Here is a 15774-nt window from a genome sequence, read left to right as displayed (position 1 = left end):
TCTTGGCTTCGGCGCGGCTGCGGGCGTGGCATCCGGTCCACCGCTTCCAGAATGCCCGACCATAGTGACGTGTGGCGCGCAGGGTTTCATTGCGCGCCCGGGCGGCTGGGCAGTCTTCCTTCCATGGCCGACCGTTCTTGCGGATCGGGATGATCGCAGTGCCACCGTGTGCGATGATGGCGCTATGGCAGCGGCGGGGTGAAGGGCGTCTCGGAATTGATCCAGTGGATCAATTCAGCCCTGAACGGGCGAAGCCCCGGGTCGTAGGCGCCGTCTGCGGTAACGGTGCCGCTGTCTTGGCCCTCAGAGGTCCGGCAGGACGGGGCTGTCGACTTCCCGGCTGGGGTGAACGCGACCACACGGATGTCGGAGGTGGCGGTGCAGCCCTTCGACGCGGGCCTGCCCGATGCAAAGCCCGACGTCTACTGGAACATCGTGCTCGAACTGGTCGATGCCCACCTGCGGACAGCCCAATCGACAAATCGGGCCTGATCACGCTGGCCCATGTACCTATGGCACCGGCAACCGCATGGTGACAAAGATGATCGCGGACGATCTGATCCGCACGGTCCCGCGCGGTCGCGGGCTCAAGACCCATGTCCTGTGCCCGACGGACCGGCTGCTGACCGCGTTCACGGGCTCTGCCAACGACGTCAAGGCGCATCTGACCAAGACCTTCGGTCTGCGCAAGGGCACGGCGGCCAACGAATACTACTTCAGCGGCAGCTGTTTCGCGTCGCAGATCATCTCCCCGTCCAGCCCGGGACAGGGTGGGTGCGGTGCCGAACGACATCCGGTTCCCGCTGAACGACGACAACCACTTCGCCGCGCTGCGCAACATGTGGTCGGATTTCCGCAACGATCTGGGCCGCAAGAGCAGCTTCGACATGCAACGCCCGCCCGCCCTGCACCCCAGCGCCCGCGCAACGGGGCAAAGCACCACGCCCGCCCAAGACGTCATGGCGGTGAACATGCCCTGGCTGGGAGAGTTCGCCGAACAGGGGCTGCTGGCCCCGCTGGTCGATCTGCTGACGGACGCGCCGATCAACGCGTTCGACTTCCACCCCTCCGCCTGGGAGACGGGCAACTGGAACGGCACGCAGTATGGCATCCCGCTGTATTGCACGATCGACATTCTGGCCGTGCGACGGGATCTGGTCGAGCAGAAGGTGCTGGCCTATCCCGCGACCTTCGACGACACGATCCGGGCCGCGCGGGTGCTGCACCGCCCCGGCAGCGAACTCTATGGTATCGCCCGGAACGGCCAGCGCGGCATGCCGATCGCCCATTCGTTCATGTTCTTCCTGGCCGCCTGCCAGAGGACGATCACCGACATGCCGCTGCACAATCAGGACAGCTGGCGCTACGACCGGTTCGAACTGTTGAAGCTGCAGGTCGACACGCCGGATTCGCTCGAAGTCATCGACTGCATGAAGCCGCTCGTCGAAGTGTCGCCCTCCGATATCGCGACGATGGACTGGGAAAGGCGGATCGCCTGCTTCATGTCCGGGCAGGCTGGCATGGCCTGTTGCTGGACGATGCGCGCCGCCCGGTTCGAGCATGAGCTGAGCTCCCGCGTGGCCCGGCGCGTCGCATATCTGTCGCCCCCCGGCCCAGGCTGCGGTTTCCTCATGACGATCCCGGCACCCGTCGACCCGGCGCGGCAGCAACAGATCATCGACGCCGTCGCATGGATGGTGTCGCCGGAGGCCATGAAGGCCCACGTCAAGAACGGCGCTCCCGTCGCCCCCCGGTTGTCCGTCTGTGCCGATCCGCAGGCGCTGGCCTCCTCCCCCCATCGTGCGGATGGTCGACCAGATGGCCCGCCGGAACGAACTGGTGACGTGGTCCCGCCCGCCGACCCCCCGCGTTCAACCCGATCAAACGGACGCTGGGTCAGGCAATCCACGACGCCGTGTTCGGCGGCAGGTCACCGAAGCAGGCCATTCAGGACGCCGAGAACCAGATCCATGCGCTCGCGCGACAGTGGGACATGTGGATGCGGCTTTGCATCAAGACAGGCAAAGCGTCGTGCGTGTCATGAGGAAGTCTTGCGCAAAGAGCGGGAACAGACCGGCGGTCGTCGCAGGCTGGCACAGTCCATAGGCTGCCCCGTGACGCAGGTGGCAACACGGGGCACAGCGTACAGGGCCAGCCCCGTCACCCCGCCTGCGCGACGAGATGACCGTCGGCCACCGCCACCAGACGGTGGCGGGGCACCACCGCACCGACCTTGTGCACCGGATTGGGGCTGTTGCCCGCCATGCGCGGGATGACCGGGCGCACCGCCGCAGGGTCGGCCACCGGCACCGCGGCCATCAGGCGCCGGGTATAGGGATGCTGCGGGTTGCCAAAGATCTGGGCGCGGCTGCCGATCTCGACGATCTGGCCCAGATGCATGACGCCGACCCGGTCCGAGATGTTCTCGACCACCGCCATGTCGTGGCTGATGAAGAGCATGGCGATCGCGAACTCGTCCTTCAGCGCACGCAGCAGGTCCAGCACCCGCGCCTGCACCGACACGTCCAGCGCCGAGACGCTTTCGTCCGCGACGATCAGTTTCGGGGTCAGCGCCAACGCGCGGGCGATGCAGATGCGCTGCCGCTGGCCGCCGGAAAATTCGTGCGGATAGTTGTCGAGTTGCGCCGCCGTCAGCCCGACGCGGTCCATCAGGTCGGCGGCCCGGGCGCGGCGCGTGGCGCGGTTGCCCTGCCCGTGGATCAACAGCGGCTCCGCGATCTGGTCGCCCACGGTCATGCGGGGATCGAGCGCCGCCATCGGGTCCTGAAACACGATCTGCGCCACCGCACTCAGGCTCTTGCGGGATTGCGCGGTCATGGTGCCCACCGCCTGATCCGCGATGCGGATGGTGCCCTGATGCGGCGTCAGACCGACCATCGCGCGGGCGATGGTGGACTTGCCGCAGCCGGATTCGCCCACCAGCGAGAATGTCTCGCCCGCACGGATGTCGAAACTGACACCCTCCACCGCGTGGACCCGGTGGGTCACGCGGTTCAGCACACCGCCGCGCAGGTCATAGCGCACCTGAACGTCGGTCAGCTGCGCCACCACGGGGGCGGTGCTGCGCGGCACCGCGTCGCCGCCCTGCCCCATCCGCGGCACGGCGGCCAGCAGGTCGCGGGTGTAGGCGGCCTTGGGTGCGGCGAAAATCTGGCGCACCTGCCCCATCTCCTGCACCATGCCTCGGCGCATCACGATCACGCGGTCGGCCATTTCGGCCACCACGCCCATGTCGTGGGTGATCAGCAGGATCGCCGTGCCGTGGGTGCGTTGCAGGTCGCGCAGCAGGTCCAGCACCTCGCGCTGCACGGTCACGTCCAGCGCGGTCGTCGGCTCGTCCGCAATCAGCACGTCGGGCTTCAACGCCAGCGCCATCGCGATCATCACCCGCTGGCGCATCCCCCCCGACAGCTCGTGCGGGTATTGCCCCATCCGGCGGGCGGGTTCCGACAGGCGCACGGCGGTCAGCGCCGCCAGCGCCTCTGCCTGTGCCGCGCGGCGGGACAGCGGCGCATGGGCGCGGATCGCCTCGACCAGTTGCGCGCCCACGGTCATCACCGGGTTCAGACTGGTCATCGGTTCCTGAAAGATCATCGCGATGCGGTCGCCGCGCAGGCCCCGCATCCGGGATTCGGGCAAGGTCGTCAGCACCGTGTCGCCAAGGCGGATTTCCCCGCCCGTCACCCGCACCGCAGGCGGCGGCAGCAGACCCATGATCGCCAGCGAGGTGATCGACTTGCCTGACCCGCTTTCGCCCGCGATGGCCAGCGTTTCGCCACGCGCCAGATCGAAGCTGATGTCGCTGACCAGCGGCACCAGCCCCGCATCGGTGCGGACGCTGACGCACAGCCCCTGCACGGACAGGACCGGGGCCGCTGCGGCCCCGGTCGGTTGTGCCGGATCGGTCATTCGAACACGCAGCGCGGAAAGTAGAAGCTGACGACCCAATTGGGCATGTCCACGATTTCCGAGATGCGCAGATCGCCGCAGGTGCTGACCAGCATATAGGCATCGACCGCCGCCATGCCGCGCGTGGCGCACAGGTGATCGACCATGGCCGCCACCGCATCGCGGGAAGCTGCCATCAGGTCCGGCCCGATGCCCGTCGTCACCTCGTACCCCTTGGCGTCAAGATGCCGCGTGACCGGCCCCGGCGTGGTGAAACGCGGCGTCTTCAGCTTCATCCCCTTCACCAGATCAAGGGTCAGGACCACGTCCATCGGGCTCTCGATCGCCGTGCCGCAGACCTCTCCATCGCCCTGCGCGGCGTGGGTGTCGCCCACGCTGAACAGCGCACCCGCCACCTCGACCGGCAGCCACAGGGTCGTCCCTGCACTCAGATCGCGGATGTCGAGGTTGCCACCCACACGGCGCGGCGGCACGACGGAATGCAGCCCCGGTTCTGCCAGCGCGTTGCCGATGGTGCCTGCAAAGGGCTTCAACGGCACCCGCGCCTCCGCTCCGAACAGCGACGGCGCCATGCTGTCCGGGTCATAGGACCACACGTGCAGGGCGGGGTCGGTGAACTGGTCCGCAAGCAGGCCGAAGCCCGGAATGTTGGCGGTCCAGCCCCAGCCCCTTCCGTCCTGCACCTGCGGGGCAAAGCTGTCGAGCGTCACCTTGATCGCGTCGCCGGGCTCCGCCCCTTCGACCCAGATCGGGCCGCTGACCGGGTTGATCTTGCCGAAATCCAGCGCCACCACGTCGGCCACGGTGGACGACGGGCCAAGCTGGCCCGCCGAACTGTCGTGGCAGTGGAACAGGATCGTCGCACCGGGCTCCACCCGTTGGACCGGGGCAATCGCATTGTCCCAGCCAAAGTGGTGCTGCGCCCCGTGGATCGTATAGTCGCACGCCTTGCACATGGTCTTACTCGGTCACGTAGACGTAGTCGTAGTTCACCGGGATCGACACCGGATCGACGTAGAGCGCGTCATCGCCGCCCATCCGCGCCGACTTCATGGTGTAGCGCTGTTCGTTGAACACCGGCACCCATGGCGCTTCCTCCATCACCTTCATGTAGACGTCGGACCACATGGCCAGACGCTCCGGCGTGGCCGGGTCGATCATGCTGTCGGCGGCGGTCGCGGCGGCGTCGATCTCGGCATTGCAGAACTTGGACCAGTTCCAGCCGCCCTCCTCCGCTCCGGCGCAACCCAGGATCGGGCCGAAGAAGTTCGAGGGATCGGGGAAGTCAGCGATCCACGCCATGCCGCCGGACCAGATCATCGGGGCCGTGCCAGCACCGCCCGCCTCGATCACATTGGCCTGCGCGAGGCTCTGGATCGACGCGGTGACACCGATCGCCGCCAGATCCTGCTGGATCGCCTGCGCGATGCGCGGGTTGGGGTCGGTATTCATGACGTAAAGCTCCGTCTCGAACCCGTCGGCCAGACCGGCCTCGGCCAGCAGCGCCTTGGCGGCCTCCACGTCATAGGCATAGCCGTCGTAATCGGCGGTATAGCCCGGCATCGACGGCGGCAGCGGCTGGTTCGCGGGCACGGCGCGCCCGTTGATCAGCTGCACGATGCGGTCCTTGTTGATCGCCATGTTCACCGCTTGACGCACCTCGACCTGATCGAAGGGGGCGGCGGTGACGTTCAGGGTGATGTAGCCGGTCTGCAGCTGACCGCCCTCGACCACGCGGGCGGCCTGTTCGGGGTCTGCCATCACCTCCTGGAACTTGGCGGGCGGGATGCCGTCGCCGGGCACGTCGACCTCGCCGTTCTGCAGGCGCAGCAGGGCGACGATGGGCTCCTGACCGACCTCGAACGTCACGGTGTCAAGGTACGGCAGCCCCGCGCGCCAGTAATCGGCATTCTTCTCGAACAGCAGCGACTGGCCCACGGTCCAGTCCGCCAGCTTGAAGGCACCCGTGCCCACGGGCATGCGCCCGAAATCACCGGCCGCTTCCTCGACCGCTTCCTGCGGGACGACGGACGCGAAGTTCAGCGCCATGACGTGCAGGAACGTGGCATCGGGGCGCGACAGGGTGATCTGCACGGTCAGCGGGTCCACCACCGTGACGCCTTCCAGCGTCGTGGCCTCACCGCTCGCCATGGCGTCATAGCCAGCGATGGCGGCAAAGAATCCCGCCCCCGGCGATGCGGTTTCCGGCAGCGTCACGCGGTCGAGCGAGTATTTCACGTCCTCCGCCGTCATCTCGCGTCCGTTGTGGAACACGACACCGGGGCGCAGGGCAAAGGTAAAGGTGAGGCCGTCCTCGGACACCTCGTAGCTTTCGGCCAGACCGGGACGCAGCGTGGTGGTGCCGGGCTCATAGTCCATCAGCCCGTCGAACAGCGACTTGATCATCGACCAGTTCTGCCAGTCGTAACCGATGGCCGGGTCCAGTGTGGCCACGTCGTCCTTGTAGGTGACGGTGATGTTGCCGCCGGGCGTGGCGTTGGGATCCAGCGTCTCTTGCGCCATGGCGGGCAGCGACAGCGATGCGATCAGGGCGGTGGAGGCAAGCAGTTTCTTCATGGTTCAACTCTCCTGTTGGGGTTAGCGGATACGGATACGGGGGTCGATGAGGGGCGCCACCAGATCGGCCAGCAGGTTGCCGATCACGATGGCGCAGGCGGACACGAGTGTGACGCCCATGATGATTGGTATGTCGACGCGCTGGATCGCCTGCCATGCGAGCTGGCCGATCCCGGGCCAGCCGAACACGCTTTCGACCACCACGATGCCGCCCATGAAGATGCCGATGTCGATGCCGATCATGGCGATGACGGGCAGGATCGCGTTGGGCAGCGCATGGCGCAGGATGACGCGGCCACGGGTCAGCCCCTTGGCCCGCGCGGTGCGGACGAAATCGGCGCGCAGCACCTCGACCATGCTGGACCGCATCATGCGGGCATACCAGCCGGACCCAAGGATGCCGAGCGTCAGCGCAGGCAGCACCAGATGCGCGGGCGTGCCGTAGCCGCCGATGGGAAACCACCCCAGCTGCACCGCAAAGACGTAGAGGAGCAGCAGGGCGACCACGAACTGCGGGGCCGACACGGTGACGAAACTGGTCATCATCAGCCCGTTGTCGATCGTGCGCCCGCGCCACAGGGCGGCGACCACACCCATGGTCAGGCCGATCACCAGCTCTGCCCCGATGCCCGCCACCATCAGCAACAGCGATGCGGGCAGCCGCGCCCAGATCAGCGACGCCACATCGGTCCGCTGGAGGTAGCTACGCCCCATGTCGCCCTGCAGCAACGCCCACAGGTAGCGCCCGTATTGCACGAAGAAGGGCTGATCGAGGCCCAGTTGCGCGCGGATGCTGGCGATGTTCTGCGGCGTGGCGGACCGCCCCGCGATCTGCCGCACCGGATCGGCAGGCAGCACATAGAGCAGCAGGAACGTGATGAACGACACGCCCAACAGGATCAGGGCCGACTGGAACAGGCGGCGGATCAGATAAGCGGCCATCAGTCGGACCCCCGCAACGCCGGGTCCAGCACGTCGCGCAGCGCGTCGCCCACAAGGTTGAACGCCAGCGCCAGCACCACGATGGCAAGCCCCGGCCAGAACACCAGCCACGGGGCCGACTGGAAATAGGTCTGGTTCTCGAAGATGATGTTGCCCCAGCTTGGCATCGGGGGCTGCACGCCGACGCCGAGATAGCTCAAGGTTGCCTCCAGCAGCACGGTGGTGGAAATGCCCAACGTCCCCCAGACGATGATCATCGGCACCAAATGCGGCAGGATGTGGCGGAACAGGATGCGGCCCGTCCCCGCCCCCAGCGTGCGCTGTGCCGCAATGAAATCGCGTGCGGCGAGTGCCGTGGTTTCGGTATAGATCACCCGCGCGGTCTGCACCCAGTTCACCATGGCGATCACAAAAGCCACGATCCACAGCGACGGTTGCAGCACGGCAGCGAGACAGATCGCCAGCAGCAGCGCGGGAAACGCCATCATCAGATCGGTGAACCGCATCAACACGGTGCCGATCCAGCCTTGAAAAAACCCCGCCGTCAGCCCGATGACCGTGCCGATCAGCAGGGCCGCGCCATTCGCCACCACCCCGATGATCAGCGACGTGCGCGCGCCGTACAGCAGGCGGCTGAACAGGTCGCGGCCCAGCAGGTCAGTGCCCAGCAGGAACGCGCCCCCCGGCGGCAGCGGTTCACCATAAAGCGTCAGCCCGTCGAAATGCTGCTCGAACGGGTCATAGGGCGCGATCCACGGGGCCAGTAGTGCCGCCAGAACGATGGTTGCCACCAGCGCCATGCCAATCAGTGCCAGCGGCCTGCGCCGCAGCCTGCGCCAGACGCCATCGGTCACGCGGGTGGCGGTCATGGCGGTCATGCCGTGCCCCCTGTGGGGCGCAGGCCGCGGGCCAGCACGCGCTCTGCCGCCTCCTCGATCCCGATGCGGGCGTCCATCGCCATGCGGCGCAGGGCGGCATAGGCCGCATCCTCCGACCCTGCGGTGCGGGACAGCTGGATCACCGCCAGAACGACGCTTTGGCGCGCGTCCAGACGGCGGCGCAGATCATCCGCCTCTGCGGCCAACGCACGCCGCGTCGCGAACCCGTGGCGCGCGATCAGCAGCGCGGAATAGACGCCGCTGTCGCCCACGGGTTTCAGGATCTGCGCATCAGCGCCGGTGGACAGCGCCCAGTCGATGCGGCCCGGTGCCTCCGACCCGATCAAGGCGATCAGGGGCATGGGGGCCGCGCCCTTGGGCCACGGGAACTGCTCGTCGAACCCCATGTCCGCGTCGAAAAAGACGAAATCCGCGGCAAGCGCTGCAACGGGCAGATCCGGCCACTGCGTGTCCGCGCGCAGACCGACCGCCTGCAACTGCCGCGTCAGGGCCGTGACGGCGGGATGGGGGCGGTGCAGGATCACCGCCAGCATCCCGCCCAGATCCGCGTGGCGGACAGCCCCGCTCATGACACCACCCGCAGGGGGGGGCGCAGACGCGCATCCCGTGGCCCGGTCAGATACGGATCGCCCGCCCGCACACCCGCGTCGTGGGAGGTGACGAAACCGCCGTCCCGCACCTGCGCGATCAGCGCGGCTTGCATCATGTGATGGGTCTGCGCGTCGATCCCGCTGGCGCGCCCGGCGGGTGTCGCAAGCAAGGTGGCGATGCTGTCGTCGGCGGCGGACGGGGACTGTTCCAGCAGGCATGCCAGCGTCATCACCGCGCGGTGCGCCGCCGCCTCGTGGCTGCTGCCGAACCGGCTGTCGGCAGGGCTGCGGAAATAGGGACCGGCGGCGATCAGACCCTCTGACGCAGATCCGATGTCGGGCAGTTCGCATTCGGTCAGGTTGCACGACAGCACCGGACAGCGATCCGGCCGGAACCGCGCATCTGCGATGCCCAGCGCCGCAAACGCCCGCAGGAAGGCATAGGACGACGGCCCGATCAGCGAGTTGAGGACGAAATCGGGCGCGGTCGCGCGGATCTCCTCGATCATGCGGTCGATGTCGATGGAGCCGACAGGTAGATACCGTTCGCCCAGCACCTGACCATCCGCCGCCATGATCCGGTCGCGGGCGATGCGGTTCATCTCCCACCCCCAGATATAGTTCGATCCGACCAGATAGGCGCGTCCGCCATGGGTCGGGATCACCCAGTCCAGCAGCGGCAGCAGGTGCTGGTTCGGGCTGGCGTGCAGATAGACCACACGGTCGGACGCCTCGAACCCTTCGTAGGGCACCGGATACCACAGGGTGCCGTCGCACTTCTCCAGCGTCGGGATGACCTCCTTGCGGCTGGAGGACGTGACGCAACCGACGATGTGGCGGGCGGGGGTGTTGCGCAGGATTTCGGCGCACAGCGGGGCATAAAGGTCGACGTTGCCCGCGGGGTCGCGGTCGACGGCCGCCAACGTGATCGTGCGGTCCGGATCGGCATTGATCGCAGCGATGGCGTTCAACGCCCCGGTGCGGCAGGCCTGCCCGATGCGGGCATAGGCCCCGCTGCGCGAGAACAGGATTCCGATGGCGATGGTGCGTCTCACTGGGTTCCCAAAACGAAAAAGCCCCGCAACCGATCCAGCACTCGGGGTGATGGTCGGAACGGGGCGCGCATGCCGGTCGGCGTTCAGCCGGATTTGCACTCACGTTGTCCCGCGCCTTGCGCTACGTCAAGACGCTGACCGCGACGACAGGCGGCGCGGCGTGAAAACAGGCGTTTTGTAGGGGTATCCGACCCGCCTCGAACGGGTGGGGGTTCGCTGGCGCCTTGTATATGCTGAGTTTTTCAAAAAGGTGTCGGCGGTGAACGAAATTTAGGCAGATGATGCGCGGCCCCGTCTGAAACCGCCCGGCCCCGTCACGATACGGCGCAACGTCGGCTGCGTCGCCCGCACAGGCGTGTGCGCGGCGGTCTACCACGAGTCGACCGCACACATCGCACCCACGCCGGCGCATTGGGCGACACGGCGTGTCATGGCACAATCTGCGCGCTAAGGGGGGCCACCCCCCGCGTCCGCCCGGCGGACCCTGCCCGGTCAGCGACGATCCTGTCCAACCTGCGGGTCCCGATGCGATCAGCAGCACGGTCAGGACCGACGATTAAATGGTCTTTACCGAGCTGCAAGCCGCTATGTGACCACCCGCGTCCTGCGTAAACATTCCGGACGCGGATCACCACCAGACACGCCTGTCGCTGGCGCGATGTCAGCCATCCGGCACAACGTGCCCACCGTCGCCGCACACGCGCCTCCGCCCGGGCCGGGTCGTCATGACGCGCCCGCAGACGGTCCGTCAGCCCAACGCATACCCCGCGCCACGCACGGTGCGGATCGGATCGTCGCCGCCGTGGCTGGCCAGCGCCTTGCGCAGGCGACCGACATGGACATCGACGGTGCGGGTATCCACATAGATGTCGCGGCCCCAGACCCGGTCCAGCAGCTGTTCCCGGTTCCAGACCCGGCCCGGCTTTTCCATCAGGGTCGTCAGCAGACGAAACTCGGTCGGACCCAGCTTCACCTCCTTGTCGGACCGGAACACCCGGTGGGTTTCCGGGTCGAGGATCATGTCGTCGAACACCAGCCGCTCGCCCACGCTGGCAGGGCGCGAGCGGCGCAACTGACCCTTGGCGCGCGCGATCAGCTCTGCGACGGAATAGGGCTTGGAGATGTAGTCGTCCGCCCCGGTTTCCAGACCGCGCACCTTTTCGTCGTCCTCCGAGCGGGCCGAGATCATGATGATCGGGATGCCGCGCAAGCTGGGCTGCATCTTGACTTGACGGCAGATCTCGATGCCGCTGGTGCCCGGCAGCATCCAGTCCAGCAGGATCAAGTCCGGCATCTCTTCGGCGATCATCATCAACGCCTCGGACCCGTCGGCGGTGGACACCACGCGGAACCCCTGCGCCTCCAGGTTGAAGGTCAGGATCTCGCGCTGGGCAGGCTCATCCTCGACGATCAGGACGGTGGGCTGCAGATCGTTCATCAGCTCTGGGTGTCCTGCAGCAGTGTGGTGCGGTCCATCTTGGGCCGTTCGTCATCGGGGCGGCTGCCTGTCACGAGGTAGATCGTCTGTTCTGCGATCCCGGTGGCATGGTCACCGACGCGTTCGATGTTCTTGGCGATGAAATGCAACTGCATCCCCACGGTGATGTTGCGGTGATCCTCCATCATGTGGGTCAGCAGCGACCGGAAGACCGTGTTGTACATCTCGTCCGCCTCTTCGTCCCGGCGGATGATCTCGGCCGCGACGCCGGCGTCCCGCTTGATGAAGGCATCCAGCGCATCGCCAACCATGATCAGCACGAAATCCGCCATGCGCCGCAGTGATCCCAGCACGGCACCCGCCGCATCGCCTTCGGCAGTGGCCACGGTGCGCTTGGCGATGTTCTTGGCGTAGTCACCGCAGCGTTCCAGATGGGCGCTGATCTCCATCACGGCCAGCACCAGTCGCAGATCGGTCGCGGTGGGCGCGCGCAAGGCCAGCAGCCGGGCGGTGTCCGTCTTGATCTTCAACTCCAGCGCGTCGATGTCGTGGTCGCCAGCGACGACGCGGTGCGCCAGATCCGTATCACGCTCCACCAGCGCCTTGATGGCGGTCTTCAGCGCGGCCTCGACCATGCCGCCCATCTTGACAACGTCGATCTGCACGCCTTCCAGTTCCCGGTCGAAGGACGTGACGATGTGTTTGTCCTGCATGGCCATCATCCGATCCGTCCGCTGATATAGCTTTCAGTCCGCGGGTCCTGCGGGCTGGTAAAGATCTTGTCCGTGTCGTTGAACTCCACCAGATTGCCGAGGTGGAAGAACGCGGTCTTCTGGCTGACGCGCGCCGCCTGCTGCATGGAGTGCGTGACGATCACGACTGAAAAACGCGACCGCAGATCGTCGATCAGCTCTTCGACCTGTGCGGTGGCGATGGGATCGAGGGCCGAGCACGGCTCGTCCATCAACAACACCTCTGGCGAGGTGGCGACGGCGCGGGCGATGCACAGGCGTTGCTGCTGGCCGCCAGACAGGCCGGTGCCCGGTTCCGTCAGACGGTCCTTGACCTCGTTCCACAGGGCGGCCCCGCGCAGCGAGGTTTCCACGATCTCGTCCAGCTCCGCCTTGTTGCCCGCCATGCCGTGGATGCGCGGGCCGTAGGCCACGTTGTCGTAGATCGACTTGGGGAACGGGTTGGGCTTCTGGAACACCATGCCGACCTTGGCGCGCAACTGAACCGGATCGACCTTGGGGTCATAGATGTCCTCGCCTTCCAGCAGGATCTTGCCGGTGACGCGGGCGCTGGCGACGGTGTCGTTCATCCGGTTCAGACACCGCAGAAAGGTGGACTTGCCGCAGCCCGACGGACCGATGAAGGCCGTGACCATCTTGTCGCGGATGTCCACGTCCACATCCTTCAGCGCGTGGTTGGTGCCGTAATGCACCTGCACGCCGCGGGCGGTGATCTTGTTGTCGGTGGTCATCATGGTCTGATCTACTCGCATATCGTTCATGGCGGGGGCCCCTTACCAGCGGCGTTCGAAACGGCGGCGCAGGATGATCGCGACGGCGTTCATGACAACGAGGAAGGCCAGCAACACGATGATGGCCCCCGATGAGCGTTCGAGGAACGCGGGGTCGGACCGGGAGGCCCAGGAATACACCTGCACCGGCAGCGCCGTCGCCGGATCGAGGAACCCGCCGTCCAGCGGCGGCGCCGGATAGGAGTTGACGAAGGCCACCATGCCGATCAGCAGCAGCGGTGCGGTTTCCCCCAGCGCCGTGGCCAGACCCAGGATCGTGCCCGTCAGGATGCCGGGCATCGCCAGCGGCAGGACGTGGTGGAACACCGTCTGCATCTTCGACGCACCGACACCCAGTGCTGCATCGCGGATCGACGGCGGCACGGCGCGCAGGCTGGCCCGCGTCGCGATGATGATCGTCGGCAGCGTCATCAGCGTCAGCACCAGCGCACCCACCAGCGTCGAGGATGCGGGCATGCCCGCGAAGTTGATGAACAGCGCCAGCCCGAGGATGCCGAACACGATGGACGGCACGGCGGCGAGGTTCGAGATGTTCACCTCGATGATATCGGTGAACCAGTTCTTCGGCGCGAATTCCTCGAGGTAGATCGACGCGGCCACGCCGATCGGCAGCGTCATGATCAGCACGAGGAACATCATGTAGAGCGAGCCGATGATCGCCACGCCCAGTCCCGCCGCCTCTGGCCGCTGGTCGGAGGCGTCCGGCAGCGTCAGGAAACCCGGGTTGAAGGCGGTCGTCATGATGCCCGCCTCGCTCAGCCGGTCGGCCAGCTGCAGCTGTTCGGGCGAGATGTTGCTGTCCAGCAGCGCCGTCTCCATCGTCACCCGCCCCTTGAGATAGCCGTCCAGACGGCTGGTCGCGAGCGTCTGAAGCTCGATCGTCTGACCGATCAGGTCGGGGTCCGCCAGCACCTGATCGCGCAGCTGCGCCGGGCCGTCGCGGGAAATCAGCGCGCCCACGTCCGCCTCGCTGACACCGCCCAGATCGATGCCTTCGGCATTCAGGTGCTGGATCAGCGCGGCGCGCAGCAGGTTGCCGTAGCCGATGGTCGTGACACCGGCCAGTTCGGCCGGATCGCGGTTGCCGTTCTCGTCCAGTGCTTCGGCGTCCAGCGTGACCGGAAACGTCAGGCTGGCCTGAAAGAACGCGGTATAGCCGTCGCGAAAGATCGTGAACAGCATGACGAACAGCACCAGAAGGCTGATCGTGATCGCCCCCAGACCATACATCTTGAACCGCCGCTCGGACCGGTTGCGTTTGCGCGTCAGCGCATCCTCGATCAGGATCGAACGGCGCGGACCGGCCGCTGGAATGCCCGTGGCGATGGCGTCGGTCATTCGTATTGCTCCCGATAGCGGCGCACGATCAGCAGCGCCACGATGTTGAGGACGAGGGTAAAGGCGAACAGCGTCAGGCCCAGCGCGAAGGCCACCAGCGTCTCTGGCGAATTGAACTCGGTGTCGCCTGTCAGCTGGCTGACGATCTTGACGGTGATGGTTGTCATCGCCTCGAACGGATTAAGGTCCAGTCGTGCGGCGGCCCCGGCCCCCAGCGTCACGATCATCGTCTCCCCGATGGCGCGGCTCGTGGCCATCAGGATCGCGCCGACGATCCCCGGCAGGGCGGCGGGCAGCACGACCTGACGGATCGTCTCCGACTTCGTCGCACCCAGACCCAGGCTGCCGTCGCGCATCGACTGCGGCACGGCGTTGATGATGTCGTCGGACAATGACGAGATGAATGGGATGTTCAGGATACCAATCACGATGCCTGCGGTCATCACGGACGAACCTGAGTTGCCAAGCCCCAGCGGCTGCGCGAAGTAGTCGCGCAGGAACGGACCCACTGTCACCAGGGCGAACAGGCCGAATACCACCGTGGGGATGCCCGCGATGATCTCGATCAGCGGTTTCAGCACCGACCGCGCCCGGGGCGAGGCGTATTCAGCCAGATAGATCGCGGCGAACACACCCAGCGGCACCGCCACCAGCATGGCGATGAAGCTGATGTAGAGCGTGCCCCACAGCAGCGGCAGCAGGCCAAGCTGGCTGTTGCCGCGGAAATTGGGCGACCACGTCAGACCGAAGAAGAAGTCCCCGACCGGATAGAAGGTAAAGAAGCGCAGCGATTCGCTGAGCAGCGACGCGACGATGCCCACGGTGGTCATGATCGCAATGATCGATGCCAGCATCAGCAGGCCCAGCGTCACGCGTTCGACCCGGTTGCGGGCGCGGAAATCCTTGTGCGTCGCCCGCACCGCATAGGCAAATCCCGCCAGCGCCAGAACGAAGACGAGGATACTGCGCCCGATGGCGCCGGTCGCGGCAGAGGCACGGTAATCCTTGGCGGCGGCCAGCACCTGCGGCGTCACCTGCGACCCCAGCGCCACGCCGACGCTGCTGAGTTCCGCGCGGATGTCGGATCTGCCGCTGTCCAGCGCCGCCACCTCGGCCTCGGTCAGCGCACCCCGTGCGACCGCGACGTCGATGCCGCCGGCGACGCGGCGCACGTCGCCCATCAACAGCGTCATCGCGGCGGGGTTCTCGACCTCGGCCGCGGGAAAGTAGTTCTGCAACTGCCGCTCGATCAGCATCGGCTGCACCAGCAGCCAGATCGCCAGACCGAACATGGCCGGGACGGCTGCCATGATGGCGCCGTGCCAGCCGTAATAGGAGGGGAGGGAATGAAGGTTGCGGATGTTTCCGTCCGCCGAGGCCATGGCCCGCTGGCGGCAGATGACGTAACCGGCTGCGCCGATGACCGCGATGAAGGCTGACAGAAACAGAACGCTCATGGCCG

At 66.6% G+C, this 15774-nt stretch carries 14 protein-coding genes and 1 pseudogene; 2 read left to right on the top strand and 13 right to left on the bottom strand.

Annotated features, from left to right (window positions below; all coding sequences use genetic code 11):
* Positions 1–380, bottom strand: a pseudogene (locus BMX16_RS18335) (transposase); the annotation flags it as partial.
* Here BMX16_RS18335 and BMX16_RS17590 point away from each other — a divergent pair.
* Complete coding sequence (locus tag BMX16_RS17590) at positions 346–492, top strand: hypothetical protein (protein ID WP_177174592.1); 147 nt, start codon at positions 346–348, stop codon at positions 490–492. The pseudogene BMX16_RS18335 and the gene BMX16_RS17590 overlap by 35 nt on opposite strands.
* A 287-nt stretch (positions 493–779) precedes the next feature.
* Positions 780–2276 (top strand): ABC transporter substrate-binding protein, encoded by a 1497-nt coding sequence (locus BMX16_RS06840; protein ID WP_089900674.1) that lies wholly within the window; start codon positions 780–782, stop codon positions 2274–2276.
* Here BMX16_RS06840 and BMX16_RS06835 read toward each other — a convergent pair.
* From BMX16_RS06835 to pstC, 12 genes are all read right to left on the bottom strand, one after another.
* Positions 2161–3930 carry an ABC transporter ATP-binding protein gene (locus BMX16_RS06835; protein ID WP_089900671.1) on the bottom strand — a complete coding sequence of 590 codons (1770 nt, stop codon included), beginning with the start codon at positions 3928–3930 and terminating at the stop codon, positions 2161–2163. The genes BMX16_RS06840 and BMX16_RS06835 overlap by 116 nt on opposite strands.
* Positions 3927–4886, bottom strand: coding sequence for an acetamidase/formamidase family protein (locus BMX16_RS06830; protein WP_089900668.1), 960 nt, complete (start codon positions 4884–4886; stop codon positions 3927–3929). The genes BMX16_RS06835 and BMX16_RS06830 overlap by 4 nt, the downstream gene beginning before the upstream one ends.
* 4 nt (positions 4887–4890) lie before the next feature.
* The gene (locus BMX16_RS06825; protein WP_089900666.1) at positions 4891–6507 is read right to left on the bottom strand and encodes an ABC transporter substrate-binding protein; all 1617 of its coding nucleotides are present in this window, start codon (positions 6505–6507) and stop codon (positions 4891–4893) included.
* Between the two features lie 21 nt (positions 6508–6528).
* Positions 6529–7449 carry an ABC transporter permease gene (locus BMX16_RS06820; RefSeq protein ID WP_089900662.1) on the bottom strand — a complete coding sequence of 307 codons (921 nt, stop codon included), beginning with the start codon at positions 7447–7449 and terminating at the stop codon, positions 6529–6531.
* Entirely contained in the window at positions 7449–8327 is an 879-nt protein-coding gene (locus BMX16_RS06815) for an ABC transporter permease (RefSeq protein WP_089900659.1), read from the bottom strand. The genes BMX16_RS06820 and BMX16_RS06815 overlap by 1 nt, the downstream gene beginning before the upstream one ends.
* The gene (locus BMX16_RS06810; protein ID WP_089900657.1) at positions 8324–8917 is read right to left on the bottom strand and encodes an ANTAR domain-containing response regulator; all 594 of its coding nucleotides are present in this window, start codon (positions 8915–8917) and stop codon (positions 8324–8326) included. Before BMX16_RS06810 ends, BMX16_RS06815 begins: the two co-directional genes overlap by 4 nt.
* Positions 8914–9993: a transporter substrate-binding protein gene (locus BMX16_RS06805; protein WP_089900654.1), complete on the bottom strand. Its 1080-nt coding sequence runs from the start codon at positions 9991–9993 to the stop codon at positions 8914–8916. The genes BMX16_RS06810 and BMX16_RS06805 overlap by 4 nt, the downstream gene beginning before the upstream one ends.
* Before the next feature lie 748 nt (positions 9994–10741).
* Positions 10742–11431: a phosphate regulon transcriptional regulator PhoB gene (gene phoB / locus BMX16_RS06800; RefSeq protein WP_089900652.1), complete on the bottom strand. Its 690-nt coding sequence runs from the start codon at positions 11429–11431 to the stop codon at positions 10742–10744.
* Positions 11431–12144 (bottom strand): phosphate signaling complex protein PhoU, encoded by a 714-nt coding sequence (gene phoU, locus BMX16_RS06795; RefSeq protein WP_089900747.1) that lies wholly within the window; start codon positions 12142–12144, stop codon positions 11431–11433. The genes phoB and phoU overlap by 1 nt, the downstream gene beginning before the upstream one ends.
* Before the next feature lie 5 nt (positions 12145–12149).
* Positions 12150–12944: a phosphate ABC transporter ATP-binding protein PstB gene (gene pstB / locus BMX16_RS06790; RefSeq protein WP_089900650.1), complete on the bottom strand. Its 795-nt coding sequence runs from the start codon at positions 12942–12944 to the stop codon at positions 12150–12152.
* A 12-nt stretch (positions 12945–12956) separates the two neighbouring features.
* Positions 12957–14312 carry a phosphate ABC transporter permease PstA gene (pstA, locus tag BMX16_RS06785; RefSeq protein ID WP_089900647.1) on the bottom strand — a complete coding sequence of 452 codons (1356 nt, stop codon included), beginning with the start codon at positions 14310–14312 and terminating at the stop codon, positions 12957–12959.
* Entirely contained in the window at positions 14309–15769 is a 1461-nt protein-coding gene (pstC, locus tag BMX16_RS06780; protein WP_089900644.1) for a phosphate ABC transporter permease subunit PstC, read from the bottom strand. Before pstC ends, pstA begins: the two co-directional genes overlap by 4 nt.
* Between the last annotated feature and the right edge of the window lie 5 nt (positions 15770–15774).

Source organism: Loktanella fryxellensis, from assembly GCF_900110065.1.
Taxonomy (GTDB): Bacteria; Pseudomonadota; Alphaproteobacteria; order Rhodobacterales; family Rhodobacteraceae; genus Loktanella; species Loktanella fryxellensis.
This window is presented reverse-complemented; position numbering and strand designations above follow the sequence as displayed.